17 protein-coding genes, 1 tRNA gene and 1 pseudogene are annotated in these 18,338 nt (G+C 70.6%); 4 read left to right on the top strand and 15 right to left on the bottom strand.

All coding sequences use genetic code 11. The features are described 5' to 3' along the window. Positions 1 to 7 precede the first annotated feature (7 nt). The 9 genes from ruvA to pgsA all read right to left on the bottom strand — a co-directional run bounded on the left by ruvA (position 8) and on the right by pgsA (position 7,162). Positions 8 to 613, bottom strand: a complete 606-nt coding sequence (ruvA, locus tag ACFYXB_RS25800) for a Holliday junction branch migration protein RuvA (protein WP_389586382.1) — start codon at positions 611 to 613, stop codon at positions 8 to 10. Next, positions 610 to 1,140 (bottom strand): crossover junction endodeoxyribonuclease RuvC, encoded by a 531-nt coding sequence (gene ruvC, locus ACFYXB_RS25795; RefSeq protein WP_389586380.1) that lies wholly within the window; start codon positions 1,138 to 1,140, stop codon positions 610 to 612. The genes ruvA and ruvC overlap by 4 nt, the downstream gene beginning before the upstream one ends. A gap of 147 nt (positions 1,141 to 1,287) precedes the next feature. Continuing rightward, positions 1,288 to 2,040 carry a YebC/PmpR family DNA-binding transcriptional regulator gene (locus tag ACFYXB_RS25790; RefSeq protein ID WP_351350763.1) on the bottom strand — a complete coding sequence of 251 codons (753 nt, stop codon included), beginning with the start codon at positions 2,038 to 2,040 and terminating at the stop codon, positions 1,288 to 1,290. A gap of 52 nt (positions 2,041 to 2,092) precedes the next feature. After that, a complete protein-coding gene (pdxT, locus tag ACFYXB_RS25785; RefSeq protein ID WP_351350765.1) occupies positions 2,093 to 2,695 on the bottom strand; it encodes a pyridoxal 5'-phosphate synthase glutaminase subunit PdxT in 603 nt (200 codons plus the stop codon). Positions 2,696 to 2,708: 13 nt separating this feature from the next. Beyond that, positions 2,709 to 3,620 carry a pyridoxal 5'-phosphate synthase lyase subunit PdxS gene (gene pdxS, locus ACFYXB_RS25780; RefSeq protein ID WP_351350767.1) on the bottom strand — a complete coding sequence of 304 codons (912 nt, stop codon included), beginning with the start codon at positions 3,618 to 3,620 and terminating at the stop codon, positions 2,709 to 2,711. Positions 3,621 to 3,743: 123 nt separating this feature from the next. Further along, complete coding sequence (locus tag ACFYXB_RS25775) at positions 3,744 to 4,304, bottom strand: hypothetical protein (RefSeq protein WP_389586378.1); 561 nt, start codon at positions 4,302 to 4,304, stop codon at positions 3,744 to 3,746. A 49-nt stretch (positions 4,305 to 4,353) separates the two neighbouring features. After that, positions 4,354 to 5,514, bottom strand: coding sequence for a glycosyltransferase family 4 protein (locus ACFYXB_RS25770; RefSeq protein WP_389586376.1), 1,161 nt, complete (start codon positions 5,512 to 5,514; stop codon positions 4,354 to 4,356). After that, complete coding sequence (locus ACFYXB_RS25765; RefSeq protein ID WP_351350773.1) at positions 5,511 to 6,431, bottom strand: phosphatidylinositol mannoside acyltransferase; 921 nt, start codon at positions 6,429 to 6,431, stop codon at positions 5,511 to 5,513. Before ACFYXB_RS25765 ends, ACFYXB_RS25770 begins: the two co-directional genes overlap by 4 nt. Next, on the bottom strand, positions 6,428 to 7,162 hold the full coding sequence (pgsA, locus tag ACFYXB_RS25760; protein WP_351350836.1) for a phosphatidylinositol phosphate synthase: 735 nt from the start codon (positions 7,160 to 7,162) through the stop codon (positions 6,428 to 6,430). The genes ACFYXB_RS25765 and pgsA overlap by 4 nt, the downstream gene beginning before the upstream one ends. 228 nt (positions 7,163 to 7,390) lie before the next feature. On the opposite strand from pgsA, the gene ACFYXB_RS25755 reads away from it, so the two are divergent. Both ACFYXB_RS25755 and ACFYXB_RS25750 read left to right on the top strand, forming a co-directional pair. Then, entirely contained in the window at positions 7,391 to 9,589 is a 2,199-nt protein-coding gene (locus ACFYXB_RS25755; RefSeq protein WP_389586374.1) for an elongation factor G-like protein EF-G2, read from the top strand. 217 nt (positions 9,590 to 9,806) lie between these two features. Next, the gene (locus ACFYXB_RS25750) at positions 9,807 to 11,453 is read left to right on the top strand and encodes a hypothetical protein (RefSeq protein WP_388499113.1); all 1,647 of its coding nucleotides are present in this window, start codon (positions 9,807 to 9,809) and stop codon (positions 11,451 to 11,453) included. A 13-nt stretch (positions 11,454 to 11,466) separates the two neighbouring features. Here ACFYXB_RS25750 and ACFYXB_RS25745 read toward each other — a convergent pair whose 3' ends face one another. Next, positions 11,467 to 12,024, bottom strand: a complete 558-nt coding sequence (locus tag ACFYXB_RS25745) for an HIT domain-containing protein (protein WP_351350778.1) — start codon at positions 12,022 to 12,024, stop codon at positions 11,467 to 11,469. Between the two features lie 112 nt (positions 12,025 to 12,136). On the opposite strand from ACFYXB_RS25745, the pseudogene ACFYXB_RS25740 reads away from it, so the two are divergent. Further along, positions 12,137 to 12,749 (top strand): annotated as a pseudogene (locus ACFYXB_RS25740) (potassium channel family protein). Positions 12,750 to 12,780: 31 nt separating this feature from the next. Here the strand turns inward: ACFYXB_RS25740 and thrS are convergent. From thrS to ACFYXB_RS25725, 3 genes are all read right to left on the bottom strand, one after another. Then, on the bottom strand, positions 12,781 to 14,757 hold the full coding sequence (gene thrS, locus ACFYXB_RS25735; RefSeq protein ID WP_388499117.1) for a threonine--tRNA ligase: 1,977 nt from the start codon (positions 14,755 to 14,757) through the stop codon (positions 12,781 to 12,783). Between the two features lie 111 nt (positions 14,758 to 14,868). Then, the gene (locus tag ACFYXB_RS25730) at positions 14,869 to 16,104 is read right to left on the bottom strand and encodes a hypothetical protein (protein ID WP_389586371.1); all 1,236 of its coding nucleotides are present in this window, start codon (positions 16,102 to 16,104) and stop codon (positions 14,869 to 14,871) included. Further along, complete coding sequence (locus ACFYXB_RS25725; RefSeq protein ID WP_389586369.1) at positions 16,101 to 16,667, bottom strand: DUF4365 domain-containing protein; 567 nt, start codon at positions 16,665 to 16,667, stop codon at positions 16,101 to 16,103. The genes ACFYXB_RS25730 and ACFYXB_RS25725 overlap by 4 nt, the downstream gene beginning before the upstream one ends. 170 nt (positions 16,668 to 16,837) lie before the next feature. Here ACFYXB_RS25725 and ACFYXB_RS25720 point away from each other — a divergent pair, with 170 nt between their 5' ends. Next, positions 16,838 to 17,563 (top strand): 3'-5' exonuclease, encoded by a 726-nt coding sequence (locus ACFYXB_RS25720; protein WP_351350786.1) that lies wholly within the window; start codon positions 16,838 to 16,840, stop codon positions 17,561 to 17,563. Between the two features lie 58 nt (positions 17,564 to 17,621). Here ACFYXB_RS25720 and ACFYXB_RS25715 read toward each other — a convergent pair. Both ACFYXB_RS25715 and ACFYXB_RS25710 read right to left on the bottom strand, forming a co-directional pair. Then, positions 17,622 to 17,693: transfer RNA gene (locus ACFYXB_RS25715), tRNA-Val, on the bottom strand. A 39-nt stretch (positions 17,694 to 17,732) separates the two neighbouring features. Then, positions 17,733 to 18,179: an SRPBCC family protein gene (locus ACFYXB_RS25710; RefSeq protein WP_388499121.1), complete on the bottom strand. Its 447-nt coding sequence runs from the start codon at positions 18,177 to 18,179 to the stop codon at positions 17,733 to 17,735. Positions 18,180 to 18,338: the final 159 nt, after the last annotated feature.

Raw genomic sequence — 18,338 nt, 5'->3', positions numbered from 1 at the left:
TGGGGGGTCAGCGGGCGCGGTTGAGGGTCTGCAGGGCCGCCTTCAGCAGCGGGCCCACCTGGGGCGTGCCACCGGCCGCCTCCGCCTGCGGGGCCACTGCGGATACGGCCTCGTCGGCCTCGCGGGTCGCGTAGCCGAGGCCGATCAGGGCGGCGTGCAGTTGGTCGCGCCAGCCGTTCGTGACGGGTGCGCCGACCGCCGGCGCGCCGATGGGCTCGCCGAGGCGGTCCCTCAGCTCCAGGAGGAGCTTCTGGGCGCCCTTCTTCCCGATGCCGGGGACGGCGGTGAGCGCCTTCTCGTCGCCGGTCGCAACGGCCCGACGCAGGGCGTCCGGGGTGTGCACGGCGAGCATGGCCTGGGCGAGGCGCGGGCCGACGCCACTGGCGGTCTGGAGCAGCTCGAAGATCTGACGCTCGTCGTCGTCCACGAAGCCGTACAGGGTCAGCGAGTCCTCCCGTACGACGAGGGAGGTGGCCAGCTTGGTCTGCTGCCCCATGCGCAGCCCGGAGAGGGTGTTGGGGGTGCACTGGACGGCGATGCCGATCCCGCCCACCTCGACCACGGCGGAGTCCGGGGCGAGGGCGGCGACCGGGCCGCTCACGAACGCGATCATCCCGTACGGCCTTTCGATGTGTGCAGGGCGACGGCCTGCTGGAGTCGGTTCTGGGCAGGGGCGCGCCAGATGTGGCAGATGGCGAGGGCCAGGGCGTCGGCGGCGTCGGCGGGCTTGGGGGGCGCGTCCAGCCGTAGCAGCCGGGTGACCATGGCGCCCACCTGGGCCTTGTCGGCGCGACCGCTGCCGGTGACGGCGGCCTTGACCTCGCTCGGGGTGTGCAGGGCGACCGGGATGCCGCGACGGGCCGCGCACAGCATGGCGACAGCGCTCGCCTGGGCGGTGCCCATCACGGTCCGTACGTTGTGCTGGCTGAACACCCGCTCCACGGCCACGAATTCGGGCCGATGCTCGTCCAGCCACGCTTCGATGCCCTGCTCGACGGCGACGAGCCGGTGACCGAGGTCGGCGCCCGCGGGCGTGCGCACGACACCGACGCCGAGCATCGTCAGCGGTCGTCCGGGCACGCCCTCGACGACCCCGACACCACACCGCGTCAGCCCCGGGTCCACCCCCAGTACACGCACGCGCCCTCCCATCGATCTCCCCCAGCCACCGCTGGCCGGTACCCCCAGTTTGTGCAGGCTATCCGGTACCACTGACAAAGCGGCGGGCCGACGGGATGTGTCCCGTCGGCCCGTTGAGCCGCTTGGTCCGCCGAGCTCACGGCAGCGCTACGCGTCGACCTTCTCCATGATCTCGTCGCTGACGTCGAAGTTGGCGAAGACGTTCTGCACGTCGTCGCTGTCCTCGAGCGCGTCGATCAGCCTGAAGATCTTCTTGGCGCCCTCCTCGTCCAGTTCGACCTGGACGGACGGCACGAAACTGGACTCGGCGGAGTCGTAGTCGATCCCGGCGTCCTGGAGGGCGGTGCGGACCGCGACCAGGTCGGTGGCCTCGCTGATCACCTCGAAGGACTCGCCGAGGTCGTTGACTTCCTCGGCACCCGCGTCCAGGACGGCGCCGAGGACGTCGTCCTCGGTCAGCTCGCCCTTGGGGACGATGACGACGCCCTTGCGGCTGAACATGTACGAGACCGAGCCGGGGTCGGCCATGTTGCCGCCGTTGCGGGTCATGGCGACGCGCACGTCGGAGGCGGCGCGGTTGCGGTTGTCGGTCAGGCACTCGATGAGCACCGCGACACCGTTCGGGCCGTAGCCCTCATACATGATCGTCTCGTAGTCGGCGCCGCCGGCCTCGAGACCGCCGCCGCGCTTGATGGCCGAGTCGATGTTCTTGTTCGGGACCGACTGCTTCTTGGCCTTCTGGACGGCGTCGTAGAGCGTCGGGTTGCCCTCCACGTCGACACCGCCCATGCGCGCCGCGACCTCGATGTTCTTGATCAGCTTCGCGAAGAGCTTGCCGCGCTTGGCATCGATCACGGCCTTCTTGTGCTTCGTCGTGGCCCATTTAGAGTGGCCGGACATCTGCCTGTCTCCTTCGCGTAACCCATCCCTGCAACGAACGCCAGAGATCCTACTAGGACTCCGCCGTCCGGTTGGCGCGCACCATGTCGACGAACAGGGCGTGCACCCGGTGGTCGCCGGTCAGTTCCGGGTGGAACGACGTGGCGAGCGCGTTGCCCTGGCGTACGGCGACGATGTGGCCCTCGTGCTCGGCGAGCACCTCGGCGTCGGCCCCCACGGACTCGACCCAGGGGGCGCGGATGAAGACGCCCTCTACAGGATCGCCCTCGACGCCTCGGACGTCGACCGACGCCTCGAAGGACTCGTTCTGCCGTCCGAAGGCGTTGCGGCGCACGATCATGTCGATGCCGCCGATCGTCTCCTGGCCCGAGCGCGGGTCGAGGATCTTGTCGGCGAGCATGATCATGCCCGCGCAGGTGCCGTAGACCGGCATACCGTCGCGTACGCGCGCGCGGAGGGGTTCCATCACTCCGAACAGGATGGCCAGCTTGGAGATGGTCGTGGACTCGCCGCCGGGGAGGACCAGGCCGTCCACCTCGGCGAGCTCTTCGGGGCGCCGCACCGGCCTGGCCACGGCGTCCGCCGCGGCCAGGGCGATCAGGTGCTCCCGTACGTCGCCCTGGAGGGCCAGGACGCCTATGACGGGGGTGTTCATGTGTTCCGGTGCCTTACCAGCCGCGGTTGGCGTAGCGCTCGGTCTCGGGGAGGGTGTCGCAGTTGATGCCGACCATGGCCTCGCCGAGGTTGCGGGACGCGTCCGCGATGATCTTCGGGTCGTCGAAGAAGGTGGTGGCCTTCACGATCGCGGCGGCGCGCTTGGCCGGGTCGCCGGACTTGAAGATGCCGGAGCCGACGAAGACGCCCTCGGCGCCGAGCTGACGCATCAGGGCGGCGTCGGCGGGCGTTGCCACACCGCCGGCGGAGAACAGGACCACCGGAAGCTTGCCGAGCTCGGCGACCTCCTTGACCAGCTCGTACGGGGCGCGCAGCTCCTTGGCGGCGGCGTACAGCTCGTGGTTGTCGAAGCCGCGCAGACGGGCGATCTCGTTCTTGATCTGGCGCAGGTGGCGGACGGCCTCGACGACGTTGCCGGTGCCGGCCTCGCCCTTGGAGCGGATCATGGCGGCGCCCTCGGCGATGCGGCGCAGGGCCTCGCCCAGGTTGGTGGCGCCACAGACGAAGGGGGTCGTGAAGGCCCACTTGTCGGAGTGGTTGACCTCGTCGGCCGGGGTGAGGACCTCGGACTCGTCGATGTAGTCGACACCGAGAGACTGCAGGACCTGGGCCTCGACGAAGTGGCCGATGCGGGACTTGGCCATGACCGGGATGGAGACGGCGCTGATGATGCCCTCGATCATGTCCGGGTCGGACATGCGGGCCACGCCACCGTCCTTGCGGATGTCGGCCGGGACCCGCTCCAGGGCCATGACGGCGACCGCGCCCGCGTCCTCGGCGATCTTCGCCTGCTCCGGCGTGACGACGTCCATGATCACGCCCCCCTTGAGTTGCTCGGCCATGCCGCGCTTCACGCGCGCGGTGCCGGTTGCGGGGGCCTGGTTTTCGGAGAGCGTGCTGGACACGGATGACCTCACTCGGTGAAGACGGAGTTGTGCACACCGAGAAAACGCGAGTGGACCAGTCCACAGCAAGGGCCAATGGCAACCCGGTGGATCCTTTTGGCCCCTGGCACCCGAAAACAGCCGCTAGGCGGCCCGGTCCACCAGGGCCGCCGGTGGCTCGTCGTCCATCTCGAAGGCCAGGGGGAAGGGGGCATGTCCGGCCAGCCGGAACCAGCGCACCTTGCGGTGCTCGCGCAGCCGTCGTGCCGCGCCGACCGCGTCGTTGTGGAAGCGCCGGGCCATCGGCACCCTGCGTACCGCCTCGGTCAGCTCCCGCGCGGCCGCCTCTCCCCCGGGCGCCGCCCGGACCGCCTCCACCTGCTGGGCCTCCGCGAAGACGGCCCGCAGGGCCTGGCTCAGCTCGCTCTCGGCGACCTCGCGCTGCTCCTCCTCGGCCTGCCGGGCGGCGTGCGCGGCCTCGTAGAGCACGATCGAGGCGGCGGGGTCCAGGACGCCGGAGGTCGCCAACTCCTGTGCCACGGACGCCCGTCGCAGCAGCTGGGCGTCGAGCGCGGCGCGGGTCGCGTCGATCCGGGCGTGCAGTCGGTCGAGCCGCCCGGCCGTCCAGCTCAGATAGAGACCGATCACGACGAGGGCGGCAAGGGCGGCGAGGATCCAGATGAGGGTTGCGGTCACGGGCGGCACACTAGCTCCGCCGGGTCAGCAGCGGCTCCCGGGGTGGCCGCCTGTTGTGTCAGTCCCGGGCCAGCCCGAACCGCGCGCGCAGCCCGGTGCGTTCGTCCGTCGCCACCGCTGCCGTGCCCGTAGTCACCGTCTCGTACACCGAGAGGATGTCCGCGCCCACCGTCGACCAGTCGAAGCGGCGTACGTGGGCGCTGCCGCGCTCGCTCAGCTCGGCCCGTCGCACCGGGTCGGCGAGGAGTCGTACGGCCGCCTCGGCGAGCGCGTCCGCGTCCTCGTTGGTGAACAGTTCGCCCGCCGCTCCCTGGTCCAGGACCTGGGCGAAGGCGTCCAGGTCGGAGGCGAGCACTGGAGCCCCGGCGGACATCGCCTCGACCAGGATGATGCCGAAGCTCTCGCCGCCGGTGTTGGGCGCGACGTACAGGTCGACGCTGCGCAGGAAGCGCGCCTTGTCCTCGTCGCTCACCATGCCCAGGAACTCGACGCGGGAGCGGAGTTCGGCGGGCAGGGTCTCGACCGCCTCCTTCTCGTCGCCCCGGCCGGCCACCAGGAGCCGGGTCTGCGGACGGGCGGCGAGGATCTTCGGCAGGGCCTTCATCAGCACCGGCAGGCCCTTGCGGGACTCGTCGATACGGCCGATGAAGCCGACGGTGTCGCCCTGCCACTCGGGGTTGGGCTGGGCGCGGGCGAAGAAGCCGACGTCCACGCCGTTCGGGATGACGACCGCGTCGCCGCCCAGGTGCTCGACCAGCGTGCGGCGGGCGTACTCGCTCACGGCGATCCGCGCGCTGATCTTCTCCAGTGCGGCCTGCAGGATCGAGTACGCGGCGATCATCGCGCGGGAGCGCGGGTTGGAGGTGTGGAAGGTGGCGACAATCGGGCCCTGTGCCGCCCAGCAGGTCAAAAGGCCCAGGGACGGCGACGTCGGCTCGTGGATGTGAACCACGTCGAACGCGCCGTCGTGCAGCCAGCGCCGCACCCGGGCCGCCGAGAGGAAGCCGAAGTTCAGACGGGCCACCGAGCCGTTGTACGGCACCGGGACCGCGCGGCCGGCCGAGACGACGTACGGCGGGAGGGGGGTGTCGTCGTCGGCGGGGGCGAGGACGGACACCTCGTGGCCCAGGCGGATGAAGTACTCGGCCAGGTCCCGGATGTGGAACTGGACGCCGCCCGGCACGTCCCAGGAGTACGGGCAGACGATGCCGATCCTCACGAGGATCCCTTCGCGGGCCCCTGTGCGGGGTCCAGGTCCGCGAGCCACAACCGCTGCAGCATGTGCCAGTCCTCCGGATGATCGGCGATTCCCGTGGCGTAGGCATCGGCCAGCGCCTGTGTCATCACAGACGTCTTCTCGGCCCGCGTACCTGTCTCGGGCACCTCGATCGGGGGATGGACCCGGCCCCGCATGACGGGCGAGTCGTCGTACCAGAGTGTGACGGGCAGCAGCAGGGCGCCCGTCTGCTGGGCGAGGAGGGCCGGGCCCGCGGGCATCCTGGCGGTCTCGCCGAAGAACTTGACCCCCACGCCGGAGGCGGACAGATCACGGTCGGCGACCAGGCAGACCAGGCCGCCGTCCCGCAGCCGCCGGGCCAGCGTGCCGAACGCGGAGCCGCCGCTGTGCGGCAGGACCTCCATGCCGAGGCCCTCGCGGTAGGCGACGAAGCGGTCGTACAGCGTCTCCGGCTTGAGGCGCTCCGCGACCGTGGTGAACGGGGTCTCCAGCTTGGTGGTGACCCAGGCGCCCGCCAGGTCCCAGTTGGCCAGGTGGGGCAGCGCGAGGATCACGCCGCGGTCGGAGGCCAGCCCGTCGGTCAGGTGGTGGACGTCCTTGGGGTCGAAGCCGTTCCGTATCCGCTCGGGGCTCCAGGCGGGCAGCCGGAAGGACTCCATCCAGTAGCGCAGATACGAGCGCATGCCCGCGCGCGAGAGTTCGGCGAGGCGCTCGGGGCTCGCGTCGGGCACCACGCGCGCGTAGTTGCTCTCCAGCCGCTGGACGCCCTTGCCGCGCTGTTTCCAGGCGAGGTCGGCGACGGTGCGGCCGAGGCGTACGGCGGCCGGCTCGGGAAGCTTCTTGACGGTGCTCCAGCCGACGCCGTACAGCGTGTCTGTCAGCCGGTCGGCGATGCTCACTTCGCCGCCTCGCTCCCGTGGGACGCGTTCTCGCGGCCGGCCGCGGCCTCCACCTCGGCGGACTCCCGGCGGACCGTGACGACGCGCTGGATCAGGGTGACCAGGCTGCCGACGGCGACGATCCACAGGGCGATCGGCAGCAGATACTGAATGCCGGGCACGCCGAATTTGTGCAGGCCCGCGAGACCGGCCGCGACCAGCGAGATCACCAGCCGTTCGGCCCGCTCGACCAGGCCGTTGACGGCGACGGGCAGCCCGATCGACTCGCCGCGGGCTTTGGTGTACGACACCACCTGGCCGCTGGCCAGGCAGAAGATGGACACGGCACACAGAACATTGTCGTCCCCCCCGCCCGCGTACCACAGTGCGAAGCCGCCGAAGATCGCGCCGTCGGCGACGCGGTCCAGGGTGGAGTCCAGGAAGGCGCCCCAGCGGCTGGTGCGGCCCAGCTGGCGGGCCATGTTGCCGTCGACCAGGTCGGAGAAGACGAACAGCGTGATCACGACCGTGCCCCAGAAGAACTCTCCCCGGGGGTAGAAGACCAGCGCGCCCGCGACCACACCGGCGGTGCCGAGGAGCGTCACCGTGTCGGGACTGACACCTCTCCGGATGAGAAATGAAGCGAACGGCGTGAGGACACGCGTGAAGAATGCACGCGCGTACTTGTTCAGCATGGCCTTCCCGAGGGTCGGTGTCGCCGCGCGGCCCCTGCTGGCCACCGGCTGGCCCATCGTAGCCACGCGCGCGTGTGTACGACGGGCGGGCACCCGCACCACGGGCGGGGAACCGGCGGATGGCGCGCGGGTGACGGTCCACGGGGCGATCGGCGTCCGTCGTATGGACGCACCGTGACGGGAGTGGAAAGCTCGAAGGACCGCGGGCGTCATCGGAGCCGCCACCGCACGCGGCCCCGCCTGCCCGCGCCCACAGTGACCTCACCGTGCACGGGAGGCAAGGCCATGGGCGACAAGGCGAACACAAACCCTGGGGCCGCCGGCAGGGCTACGGCGGCCGACCACCCCGCGTCCGTACGGAATGTGGTGCTGGTCGGCCACTCCGGATCGGGCAAGACAACTCTGGTGGAGGCTCTCGCGCTGACCGCGGGAGCAGTGAACAGGGCGGGCCGCGTGGAGGACGGCGGCACCGTCTCGGACTACGACGAGATCGAGCACCGGCAGCAACGTTCCGTACAGCTCTCCCTCGTGCCCGTCGACTGGGACGGGTTCAAGATCAACCTTCTCGACACCCCCGGATACGCCGACTTCGTCGGAGAGCTGAGGGCCGGTCTGCGGGCGGCGGACGCGGCCCTCTTCGTCGTCTCGGCCTCGGACGGGGTGGAGGGCTCCACCCGCATGGTGTGGGAGGAGTGCGCGGCCGTCGGCATGCCGCGGGCCATCGTCATCACGCACCTGGAGGCCGCCCGCGCGGACTTCGAGGAGATGACCCGGGTGTGCGCGGAGGCGTTCGGCGGGGACGACCCCGACGCCGTCCTCCCGCTGTACCTGCCGCTGCGCGGCCCACAGGGCCCCGACGGGCACGCGCCCGTGACGGGACTGGTCGGGCTGTTGTCGCAGAAGCTGTTCGACTACGCGTCCGGCGAGCGCAAAGAGTCCGAGCCGGGTCCCGACCAGCTGCCGGAGATGGACGACGCGCGCAACCGGCTCATCGAGGGGATCATCTCGGAGAGCGAGGACGAGACCCTGATGGACCGCTACCTCGGTGGCGAGCAGATCGACATCAAGACGCTGATCGACGACCTGGAGCGGGCGGTCGCGCGCGGGGTCTTCTTCCCCGTCCTGGCCGCCGCCCCGGCCGCCGAGAGCGCCAGGCAGGGGCTCGGCACGGTCGAGCTCCTGGAACTGATCACGGGCGGTTTCCCGACACCGCTGGAGCACACGGTGCCCGGCGTCGCCACGGTCGACGGCAGGCCGCGCGAGCTGAAGCCGTGCGATCCGGACGGGCCGCTGGTCGCCGAGGTCGTGAAGACCTCGTCCGACCCGTACGTCGGCCGGGTCTCGCTCGTCCGCGTCTTCTCCGGCACCCTGCGGCCCGACGCGACGGTGCACGTCTCAGGGCACGGCCTCGCAGACCGCGGGCACGAGGACCACGACGTCGACGAGAAGGTCGGCGCCCTGTCCACCCCGTTCGGCAAGCAGCAGCGCCCGGTGACACACGCCGTCGCGGGCGACCTCGCGTGCGTGGCGAAGCTGGGCCGCGCGGAGACCGGGGACACGCTCTCGGCCAAGGACGACCCGCTGCTCATGGAGCCGTGGGAGATGCCCGACCCGCTGCTGCCGCTCGCCATCGAGGCGCACAGCAAGGCCGACGAGGACAAGCTCTCGCAGGGGCTCGGGCGGCTGGTCGCCGAGGACCCGACGATGCGCCTGGAGCAGAACCAGGACACCCACCAGGTGGTGCTGTGGTGCCTGGGCGAGGCCCACGCGGACGTCGCCCTGGAGCGGCTGCGCAACCGGTACGGCGTCCAGGTCGACGTCGTACCGCACAAGGTCTCCCTGCGGGAGACGTTCGGCGGCAAGTCGGCCGGGCGCGGGCGGCATGTGAAACAGTCCGGCGGGCACGGGCAGTACGCCATCTGCGAGATCGAGGTCGAGCCGCTGCCGGGCGGCTCGGGCATCGAGTTCGTGGACAAGGTGGTCGGCGGCGCGGTGCCACGGCAGTTCATCCCGTCGGTGGAGAAGGGCGTGCGGGCCCAGGCCGCCAAGGGGGTCGCGGCCGGCTATCCGCTCGTCGACGTCCGGATCACGCTGCTCGACGGCAAGGCGCACTCGGTGGATTCCTCCGACGCCGCGTTCCAGACGGCGGGCGCGCTGGCGCTGCGAGAGGCCGCGGCCGACGCGAAGATCCATCTCCTCGAGCCGGTGTCCGAGGTGAGCGTCCTGGTCGGCGACGACTATGTGGGCGCCGTGATGAGCGATCTGTCGGGGCGGCGGGGCCGGGTGCTCGGCACCGAACAGGTCGGCTCCGGACGGACGTTGGTACGGGCCGAGGTGCCCGAGTTCGAGATCGGGCGGTACGCGGTCGACCTGCGCTCCCTCTCGCACGGCACGGCCCGCTTCAGCCGGACCTACGCACGGCACGAGCCGATGCCGCCGCAGGTCGCCGAGAAGATCCGTGAACAGGCGGGAGACGAATCGTAGTTGACCTCCGAGACGCTTCACGGTCGAGCAACTGCGGAGCATCTCCTTCCGGTTCGGCGGGCGGCTTCGGCCGTCCGCCGACGGATGTCGGTGGCGGCGGATACGCTGATCACGTCATCGCGTCGTGCCGCATCGGCAAGACGGCCTGTTCAACAGGTGTGCGGGGCAGGGAAGTCGGGAAGGCCGCAGATGCGACAGGGCGGCGTTGGGGGGCGGGATGTCGATCGGAACCGAGTGGGACGGGCCACAGGTACCCATCGAGGGTGACGGCAGCCAGGCGGCGACCTTCGCCCTGGCGTCGGCGGCGTACCGGGACAATCCGCTCGAGGAGATCAAGAAGGCCGACAACGACTGGCACCAGTCCACCGTCAAGGAGGGCAAGATCGCCCTCTTCAAGCCGAACCTCGGCGAGGCCTTCTCCCGGGCCGTGGTCGACCGCATGATCGGCGCGGGCCGCAAGCCGCTCATCCAGTCCTTCGGCGTCGAGCCCCAGGTCGTTGTGGAGCACTGCCTGGCGGCGAACAACATCCGCAGGACCCGCGACAACCGGCTGACCATGGTGATGGTGCTGTGCGGGCTGCTGTTCCTGCCGGGGCTCCTCGCATGGCTGCTGGTCTTCCAGCTCCGCACGATGGTTGCCAAGCGCGACGACAAGCGCGCCGGGACCCTCGCCACCGCGCTGCTGCTCGCCGTGGGCGCGGTCGCCGTGATCTTCCTGATCCGCATGCCGTTCACCGGGTTCTGGGCGTTGTACGCGCGAGCGGCGGTCGTCGCCCCGGTGCTGGGCTGGTTCTGGGCCAAGCAGATCTGCGAGCGCACGGCCAAGGACCTGCGCGGTCGCTGGGACGGACTGCTGTCCGGGAGCAGCGTCGGCGCCAAGGTCCCGGAGGCCGTGCCGAGCGGCCCCGGCGAGACCGCGGCCGAGGCCCTGCGCCAGTCACTGGCCAAGCTGAGCGCCGAGCAGCAGTCCAACTCGGTCTTCTACGCCGGGCCCAAGGGCATACTCGGCATGGGCACGCGCTGGGGCGGCTGGCAGCTCGCCGAGGACCTGCTGCCCGCCGACCCCGACCGGGAGATCCACCCCTTCCGCAGCTGGGACGTCATCCGGTCCATCCACGACCAGCTGGCCAGGCTGGAGCGCGGCCCGCTCAACACCGGCGGCTTCCCGAAGCCGTCGATACGGCACTGGATCGTCACGCCGGTCGGCGAGAACGCGGACTCGGTGTCCCGGCCGGAGGGCACGGACGTCGAGGCGTACCAGTTCAGGCCGCACGCCATACAGGAGATCTGCAACAAGCAGCAGTTCGGCAGCGGCAACCGGCACTACCTCGGTGTCCAGTGGACGCTGTGGGACGGCCAGCTCGTCATCACCATGCTGATCACGGTCACGGTGCTGCACCAGACGCTGCGCATCGAAGTCACGGGACACGCGCTGGGGCCGGTCCACTCCCTCTTCGCCGCGAAACCGGCGGCGCCGACGAAGAAGGTGGCCAAGACGCTCAAGCCGTGGGAGAGCCGGTCGATCAAGCTGCCGCTGGTCAACAGTGACGAGGTGGTACGGCTCGCGGTGCGCGCCCCCCTGACCGGATATGCGCCGGCGCTGAACTGGCTCGGCGGCTCGCTCGGCCTGCCCGAGCCGTTCGGTCTGCGGCACGCTTGGGCAGACCAGCCGTGGCGGCACCGCTTCATGGCCGACGACGCGCTGCGCGCGGCCACGCCCGTGCTGCGAGTGGTCCACTCCGCGGCGCTGCGCGTCCTCGAGGAGAACGGCGTCGACACGACGAAGTTCGGGGCGCGGGCGGGTTTCCTCAGCACGAACGTGCAGGAGGCGGCGCCGAAGAAGGCCGACCTCTACGACGCGTAGGCGGTGCCCGCGGCTACGCGGGCCAGGCCTCCGCCAGCATCTTGCGGGTGTCGGCGAGGAGTTGGGGCAGCACCTTCGTGTGGCCGACGACCGGCATGAAGTTCGTGTCGCCGCCCCAGCGGGGGACGATGTGCTGGTGGAGGTGGGCGGCGATGCCGGCGCCCGCGACCGTGCCCTGGTTCATGCCGATGTTGAAGCCGTGGGCGCCGGAGGCGGTGCGCAGGGCCGTCATCGCCTGCTTGGTCAGCTCGGCGAGCTCCAGGGTCTCCGGCCCGGTCAGATCGGTGTAGTCGGCGACGTGCCGGTAGGGCACCGTCATCAGATGACCGCCGTTGTACGGGTAGAGGTTGAGCACCGCGTACACGTGCTCACCGCGCCGGACGATCAGCCCGTCCTCGTCGGACTTGGCCGGGATCGAGCAGAAGGGACAGCCGTCGTCCGCCCCCGGACCGCTGGGCTTGTTCTCACCCTGGATGTAGGCCATCCGGTGGGGCGTCCACAGGCGCTGGAACGCGTCCTGCGTCCCCACTCCGATCTGCTGCTCCGGCTCACTCGTCATGCTAGGCAGCATATGGCTTCGCCCGTTCGCGGCGTGTCGGCGGGGTTGTGGCAGCCGAATTCCGGGCGAAGCTTGGCCGGTGCGCGACGACAGCCGCGAGGCGCGCTGGGAGCGACGCGCCGAGATGCCCCTCACCATCGGGTCGATGGCGTTCCTGTGCGTGTACGCGGTCCTGGTCCTGGTGCCCCGTCCGGGGACGCTGTGGCAGGACGTGCGGGTGGCGGTCCTGTTGGCCGCCTGGCTGCTCTTCGGCGTCGACTACGCCGTGCGCTGGCGGCTCAGCGGTCGGGGGCTGGGCTTCGTACGGGCCCACTGGCTGGACACGATCGTCCTGATCCTCCCCTTGCTGCGCCCGCTGCGGATCGTCCGCATCTACGAGTCGATGCAGCACCGGCGCGGCCTGCCCCGGCTCGCCCTCCACGCACGTGTGATCTTCTACGCGGGCCTCTCCGCCGTGCTGCTGGGCTTCACGGGTGCCCTCGCGGTCCACCAGCAGGAGCGGGACGCGCCGGGCGCCGACATGCGGACGTTCGGGGACGCCGTGTGGTGGGCCTGCTCCACGCTGTCCACCGTGGGATACGGCGACATCGTGCCGGTGACCAGGGGCGGCCGGGTCATCGCTGTCGTGGTGATGGCCTGCGGTCTGGCCCTGCTGGGCGCGGTCACCGGTTCCCTTCTCGTCCTGGCTGCTGCAGGTCTTCGCCAGCGAGGCCGACGAAAAGCCCCCGGGGACCTGAGCGTCCCCGGGGGCCTTCGCGGTGTGCCGGATCAGACCTGCGCCCGCTCCTCGACGACCTTCACGATCTTCGCGATGGCCTCGTCGAACGGGATGCCGTTCTCCTGCGAGCCGTCGCGGTAGCGGAAGGACACGGAGCCGGCGGACATGTCGTCGTCGCCCGCGATGACCATGAAGGGCACCTTCTGCTTCTGGGCGTTGCGGATCTTCTTCTGCATACGGTCCGAGGAGGAGTCCACCTCGACGCGCAGCCCCTTCTTCTTCGCCGCAGCGGCGAACTTCTCCAGGTACTCGACGTGCGCGTCACCGATCGGGATGCCGACCGCCTGGACGGGAGCGAGCCACGCCGGGAAGGCGCCCGCGTAGTGCTCCAGGAGCACCGCGAAGAACCGCTCGATGGAGCCGAAAAGCGCACGGTGGATCATGACGGGGCGCTGCTTGGAGCCGTCGGGGCCGGTGTACTCCAGGTCGAACCGCTCCGGCAGGTTGAAGTCGAGCTGGATGGTCGACATCTGCCAGGTGCGGCCGATGGCGTCCTTGGTCTGGACGGAGATCTTCGGGCCGTAGAACGCGGCACCGCCCGGGTCGGGCACGAGCGGGAGGCCCTGCTTCTCGGCGACCTGACGCAGCGTCTCCGTGGCTTCCTCCCAGACCTCGTCGGAGCCGACGAACTTCTCCGGGTCCTTGGTGGACAGCTCCAGGTAGAAGTCGGTCAGACCGTAGTCGCGCAGCAGGCCGAGGACGAAGGTGAGCGTCTTGTCGAGCTCCTCCGACATCTGCTCGCGCGTGCAGTAGATGTGCGCGTCGTCCTGTGTGAAGCCGCGGGCACGGGTCAGGCCGTGCACGACGCCCGACTTCTCGTACCGGTACACGGTGCCGAACTCGAAGAGGCGCAGCGGCAGTTCACGGTAGGAGCGGCCACGCGCGTCGAAGATCAGGTTGTGCATCGGGCAGTTCATGGGCTTGAGGTAGTAGTCCACGCCCTCGTCGAGCTGCATGGGCGGGTACATGCCCTCGGCGTACCAGTCGAGGTGGCCCGACGTCTCGAAGAGCTTCCCCTTCGTCGCGTGCGGGGTGTAGACGAACTCGTAGCCCTCTTCCTCGTGGCGGCGCCGCGAGTAGTCCTCCATCGTGCGGCGGACGATGCCGCCCTTGGGGTGGAAGACGGCGAGGCCGGAGCCGATCTGCTCCGGGATGGAGAACAGGTCGAGCTCGTTGCCCAGCTTGCGGTGGTCGCGCTTCTCGGCCTCGGTGAGGAAGTCGAGGTACGCCTTCAGCTCGTCCTTGGACGGCCAGGCGGTGCCGTAGATGCGCTGGAGCATGGGGTTCTTCTCGCTGCCGCGCCAGTAGGCGGCCGCGTTGCGCATCAGCTTGAACGCCGGGATGAGCCGGGTGGAGGGCAGGTGCGGGCCTCGGCAGAGATCCTTCCAGCACAGCTCGCCGGTCTTGGCGTCCAGGTTGTCGTAGATCGTCAGCTCACCGGCGCCGACCTCGACGTCCGCGCCGTCGTCGCTGGACGCGGAACCCTTGAGGCCGATCAGCTCCAGCTTGTACGGCTCGTTCGCGAGCTCTTCGCGGGCGGCCTCGTCGGTGACGACACGGCGGGAGAACTTCTGCCCGCGCTTCTGGATCTCCTGCATCTTCTTCTCGATGGCCTTGAGATCCTCGGGCGTGAACGGCTTCTCGACGTCGAAGTCGTAGTAGAAGCCGTCCTTGACCGGCGGGCCGATGCCCAGCTTGGCCTCGGGGAAGATCTCCTGCACGGCCTGGGCCAGCACGTGCGCCGTGGAGTGGCGCAGGATGTTCAGGCCGTCCTCGGAGGTGATCTCGACGCCCTCGACGGTCTCGCCGTCCTTCACCTCGTAGGCGAGGTCCTTGAGCTCGCCGCCCACGCGCGCGGCGACGATCGAGCGCTCGCCGGCGAAGAGCTCGGCCGCCGTAGTGCCCGTCGTCACCGTGCGCTCTTCCCGCTCGGAATCGCGTTGGATGATCACACGGACGTCTGACACCGGTCTCTCCTGACTGCTGGTGGATGCGGGCGCCGTACCAGGAGCGCGCGCAATACCGGATCGTACCGACCCGGCACCGCCGACCGCGAAACGGTCATCCGCAGTCGGCGCTCAGTCGCAGTCGTCCCCGCTGCACGCCTCCTCGAAGAAGTCGAGGTTCTCCTGCAGCGACTTCAGCAGCCGGTCCCGCTCCGCATCGTCCACCTGCACCGGTGCGACCCCGGAGGCGCCGGTCAGCCGCCGGAACCCGCCGCGGCTCTCCAGCCGCCCGTGCACCCGGACCGGCAGGCCGACGAGGTGCGCGTGTCCGGCGATCCGGTACGCCTCCTCGTCCAGGATCACCCGGACGTGCGGCACGTCGGCCCCGGCGATCACCCGCAGCCGTACGGCACCCTCGCCGCGCGGCCCCGACCTGCGCATCCGTTCCACCGCACCGGTGATCCGGACCGGAACGGACGGCTCGTCGCGCAGATAGCGGGCGCCGGCCTCGCGCAGTACGGGCAGGTCGCCGGGCGAGAACTCGACGGGCTCGGCCGACGCGGCGCAGTCCTCGGGGACACCGGCGGCGGGCGCCCACTCCACGGCGATGCGGGCGCCTTCGGTGCCGCGGATCAGGGCGACCAGGGCGTCGGTGAGTTCGCGGCTGACGCCTGCCTCGACGGCTCCGTCGAAGGCGTCCATGCCGCCGGTGGCCCGCTGGTAGTCGATGGCCTCGCGGGTGGCGTACAGGGCCTGGTGGAGGCGTACGGCGAGGGGCCGGCCGGCGCCGACGGGCACGAAGGCGGTGAGGCGGCGTCCACCCGTGGCCGTGCCGACGAGGACGTGTTCCAGCAGCGCGGCGGCCGAGCGGCGGTGCCGGGCGCCGTAGTAACCGGCACGCGCGCGTGTGGCGAGCGCGCTCGCGAGGAGCATCTGCCGGGCGGCCGTACGCAACTGCTCCTCGAGCGTCCACGGCGCCGCGCCCGCCAGCCCGCTCGGCACGTCCCGCCACCAGCGGATCTCGTCGCTGGGTACGGCGAGCGACACGAGGACCTCGCGCGCGGAGGGGGTTCCGCTGCGGGAAAGGGCGACGAGCGCCTCGCCGAGCAGGTCGTCGCTGTCGGGGAAGGCGCGGCTCTCGGGAACCAGCAGGCTGGTCCCGCCGCCGCCCGGTCCGGGCGGGGTCCAGCGGCCGTACCGTCCCGCCGCGCCGCCGCGCCGCTGCCAGCCGTGCCGGTGCAGCAGGGCGCTGAGCACGGCGGGGTCGACGTCGGCGGGCTCGGGCGGGTGGCTCCAGTGGACGGCGGCCTCGTCGACGGGATGCGGCCTGACGTCCCGCAGGGGCTCCTCGTACGGCCGGTGCCTCATGGTCTGCCTCCCGTCCCGACCCGCGACATGATCTCGCAGAGGGCCCGGTCGTCGAAGATGCGCGAGGTCGGTATCCGCACGGTGGTCCGGTGCCGGCCGGTGACGGCGTGGCCGGCCAGGTTGACCCAGTAGCAGCAGTGCCTGAGGTCGAGCCGGTCGTGGCTGGCGCGCAGCCAGTCGTCCTGCGACCTGGGCACGAGCATGACGACCAGGATCTTGTGCACCGAGACGGGTGTGCGGGCGAGTTTGCGCAGGTGGTCGTTGTCGAGTGTGAAGGAGAAGAAGCGGCCGGACGGGTTGGGCGCGATCTGGTAGGTGCACTTCAGCTGCACCTTGATGGTGACCTCGTCGTCGACCGTGTGCCCGGGCGAGCCGTGACTGACGTGCCAGTCGATGCCGTTGTCCGGAAATGGCTGGGACAGCGAGCATCCGGCCGCCGCGGCGACCGCGTGCAGATAACCCACCTGCAGTGTCTCCATGCAGGCGGTGGTGGCGAGTGTGCCGCGATGGGGGCCCGTGCGTTCGGGCAGCAGCCCGCCCCGCTCGGGCTGCGCTATCGCCATGACCAAACAGCCTTCCAAGCCAGGTGAATCCCCGCGACGAGCCCGCTGAACTGCAAAGACCCGTACTCCTGTTGTGTCCTTGCGGCGTACGGCGCAAACAGCCCGGGTATCACCAAACAGGCAGAAGACGGAACGTCAGCTGCCGTGGGTGAACGAGGAGTTGTGTAGGCATGACGTGCTGGTACGAGGGGCCCCTGGCCGCCTTCGACACGGAGACCACGGGCGTTGACGTCGAGACCGACCGGATCGTGTCGGCCGCCGTCGTCGTCCAGGACGCCCCGGGCACCCGGCCCCGGGTGTCCCGATGGCTGGTCAACCCGGGTGTGCCGGTGCCGGAAGCGGCGACGGCGGTACACGGGCTGACGGAGGAACACCTGCAGCGCAACGGCCGCTGGCCGGCGCCGGTGATGTACGAGATAGCCGAGGAGCTGGCCGAGCACACGGCGATGCACCGGCCGCTCGTGGTGATGAACGCACCCTTCGATCTGACGCTCCTGGACCGCGAGTTGCGGCGGCACCGCGCTTCGTCGCTGGACCAGTGGTTCCAGTCGGCGCCGCTCCAGGTGCTGGATCCACGGGTCCTGGACAAACACCTGGACCGCTACCGCAAGGGCCGGCGCACCCTGACCGACCTGTGCGCGCACTACGGCGTCACGCTGGACGGCGCGCACGAGGCGGCGGCGGACGCGCTGGCGGCGCTGGACGTCGTACGGGCACTGGGACGGCGGTTCGCGACCCGCCTGGAGCGCCTGACCCCCGCCGAGCTGCACACGCTGCAGACGACATGGCACGCGGCCCAGGCGCGCGGCCTGCAGGCATGGTTCGCGCGCAGCGGCTCGGAGGAGGCGGTGAACCAGGACTGGCCACTGCGGCCGGATCTGCCCGCCGCGGCGTGAACGGCGCCCCGCTGGGCGCAAAAAAGCCGGTCCGCTGCTGCGGACCGGCCTTTCCCGGTGGGCGATACTGGGTTCGAACCAGTGACCTCTTCGGTGTGAACGAAGCGCTCTCCCACTGAGCTAATCGCCCGGGAACGCACTGAACAATACAGGTCCGGGCGGGCTTCGTTCAAACCGCTTCCAGGTACGCGGCCAGTCCGCGCCGCCCGGCCCGCATCATCAGCCGGTGGTTCACCCGGAAGACGGGACGTCCGGGTACGGCGAACCGCCGGAGCAGCGGCTTGTTCACGTCCACGACCTGGTCGTACTGGGCGAGGGTGCCGGCGCCGTCGGCGGTGAGCGTCCAGCGCGCCCAGCCGTCGAGGTCACCGGACATCGCGATCTCCAGGACTCCCGCGGCCGGGTCGCGACGTGCCGCGCGGCCGGTGAAGATGAGGTCGTACGGCACGAGGGAGCGGACGGTGAGGACGCCGGTCGTGTCGTTCAGCCGGGTCACCGAGCGCACCTGGGGCCACCATCGCGGATAGTCCTCGACCCGTTCCAGCACCGCGTACACGGCCGCGGGCGGCGCGGGTACGGGCCACAGGCTGCGGAAGCTGTAGTGCGTCCAGTCCATGCGCAGAGTGTGCCCACCGTTCGCCCGTACGCAGCGCCTCCTGCCCGAATCCGAGTACGTTCTGAGCTTGACGTTTAACCTCGCACGTCACCCGACCTGCTGATCTGCGGTTCTTCCCGGGACAGCGGAGGCGGCCGTTCTCCACGCTTCGAGATGTCG

This window comes from Streptomyces sp. NPDC002619 (genome assembly GCF_042889305.1).
Taxonomy (GTDB): domain Bacteria; phylum Actinomycetota; class Actinomycetes; order Streptomycetales; family Streptomycetaceae; genus Streptomyces.
This window is presented reverse-complemented; position numbering and strand designations above follow the sequence as displayed.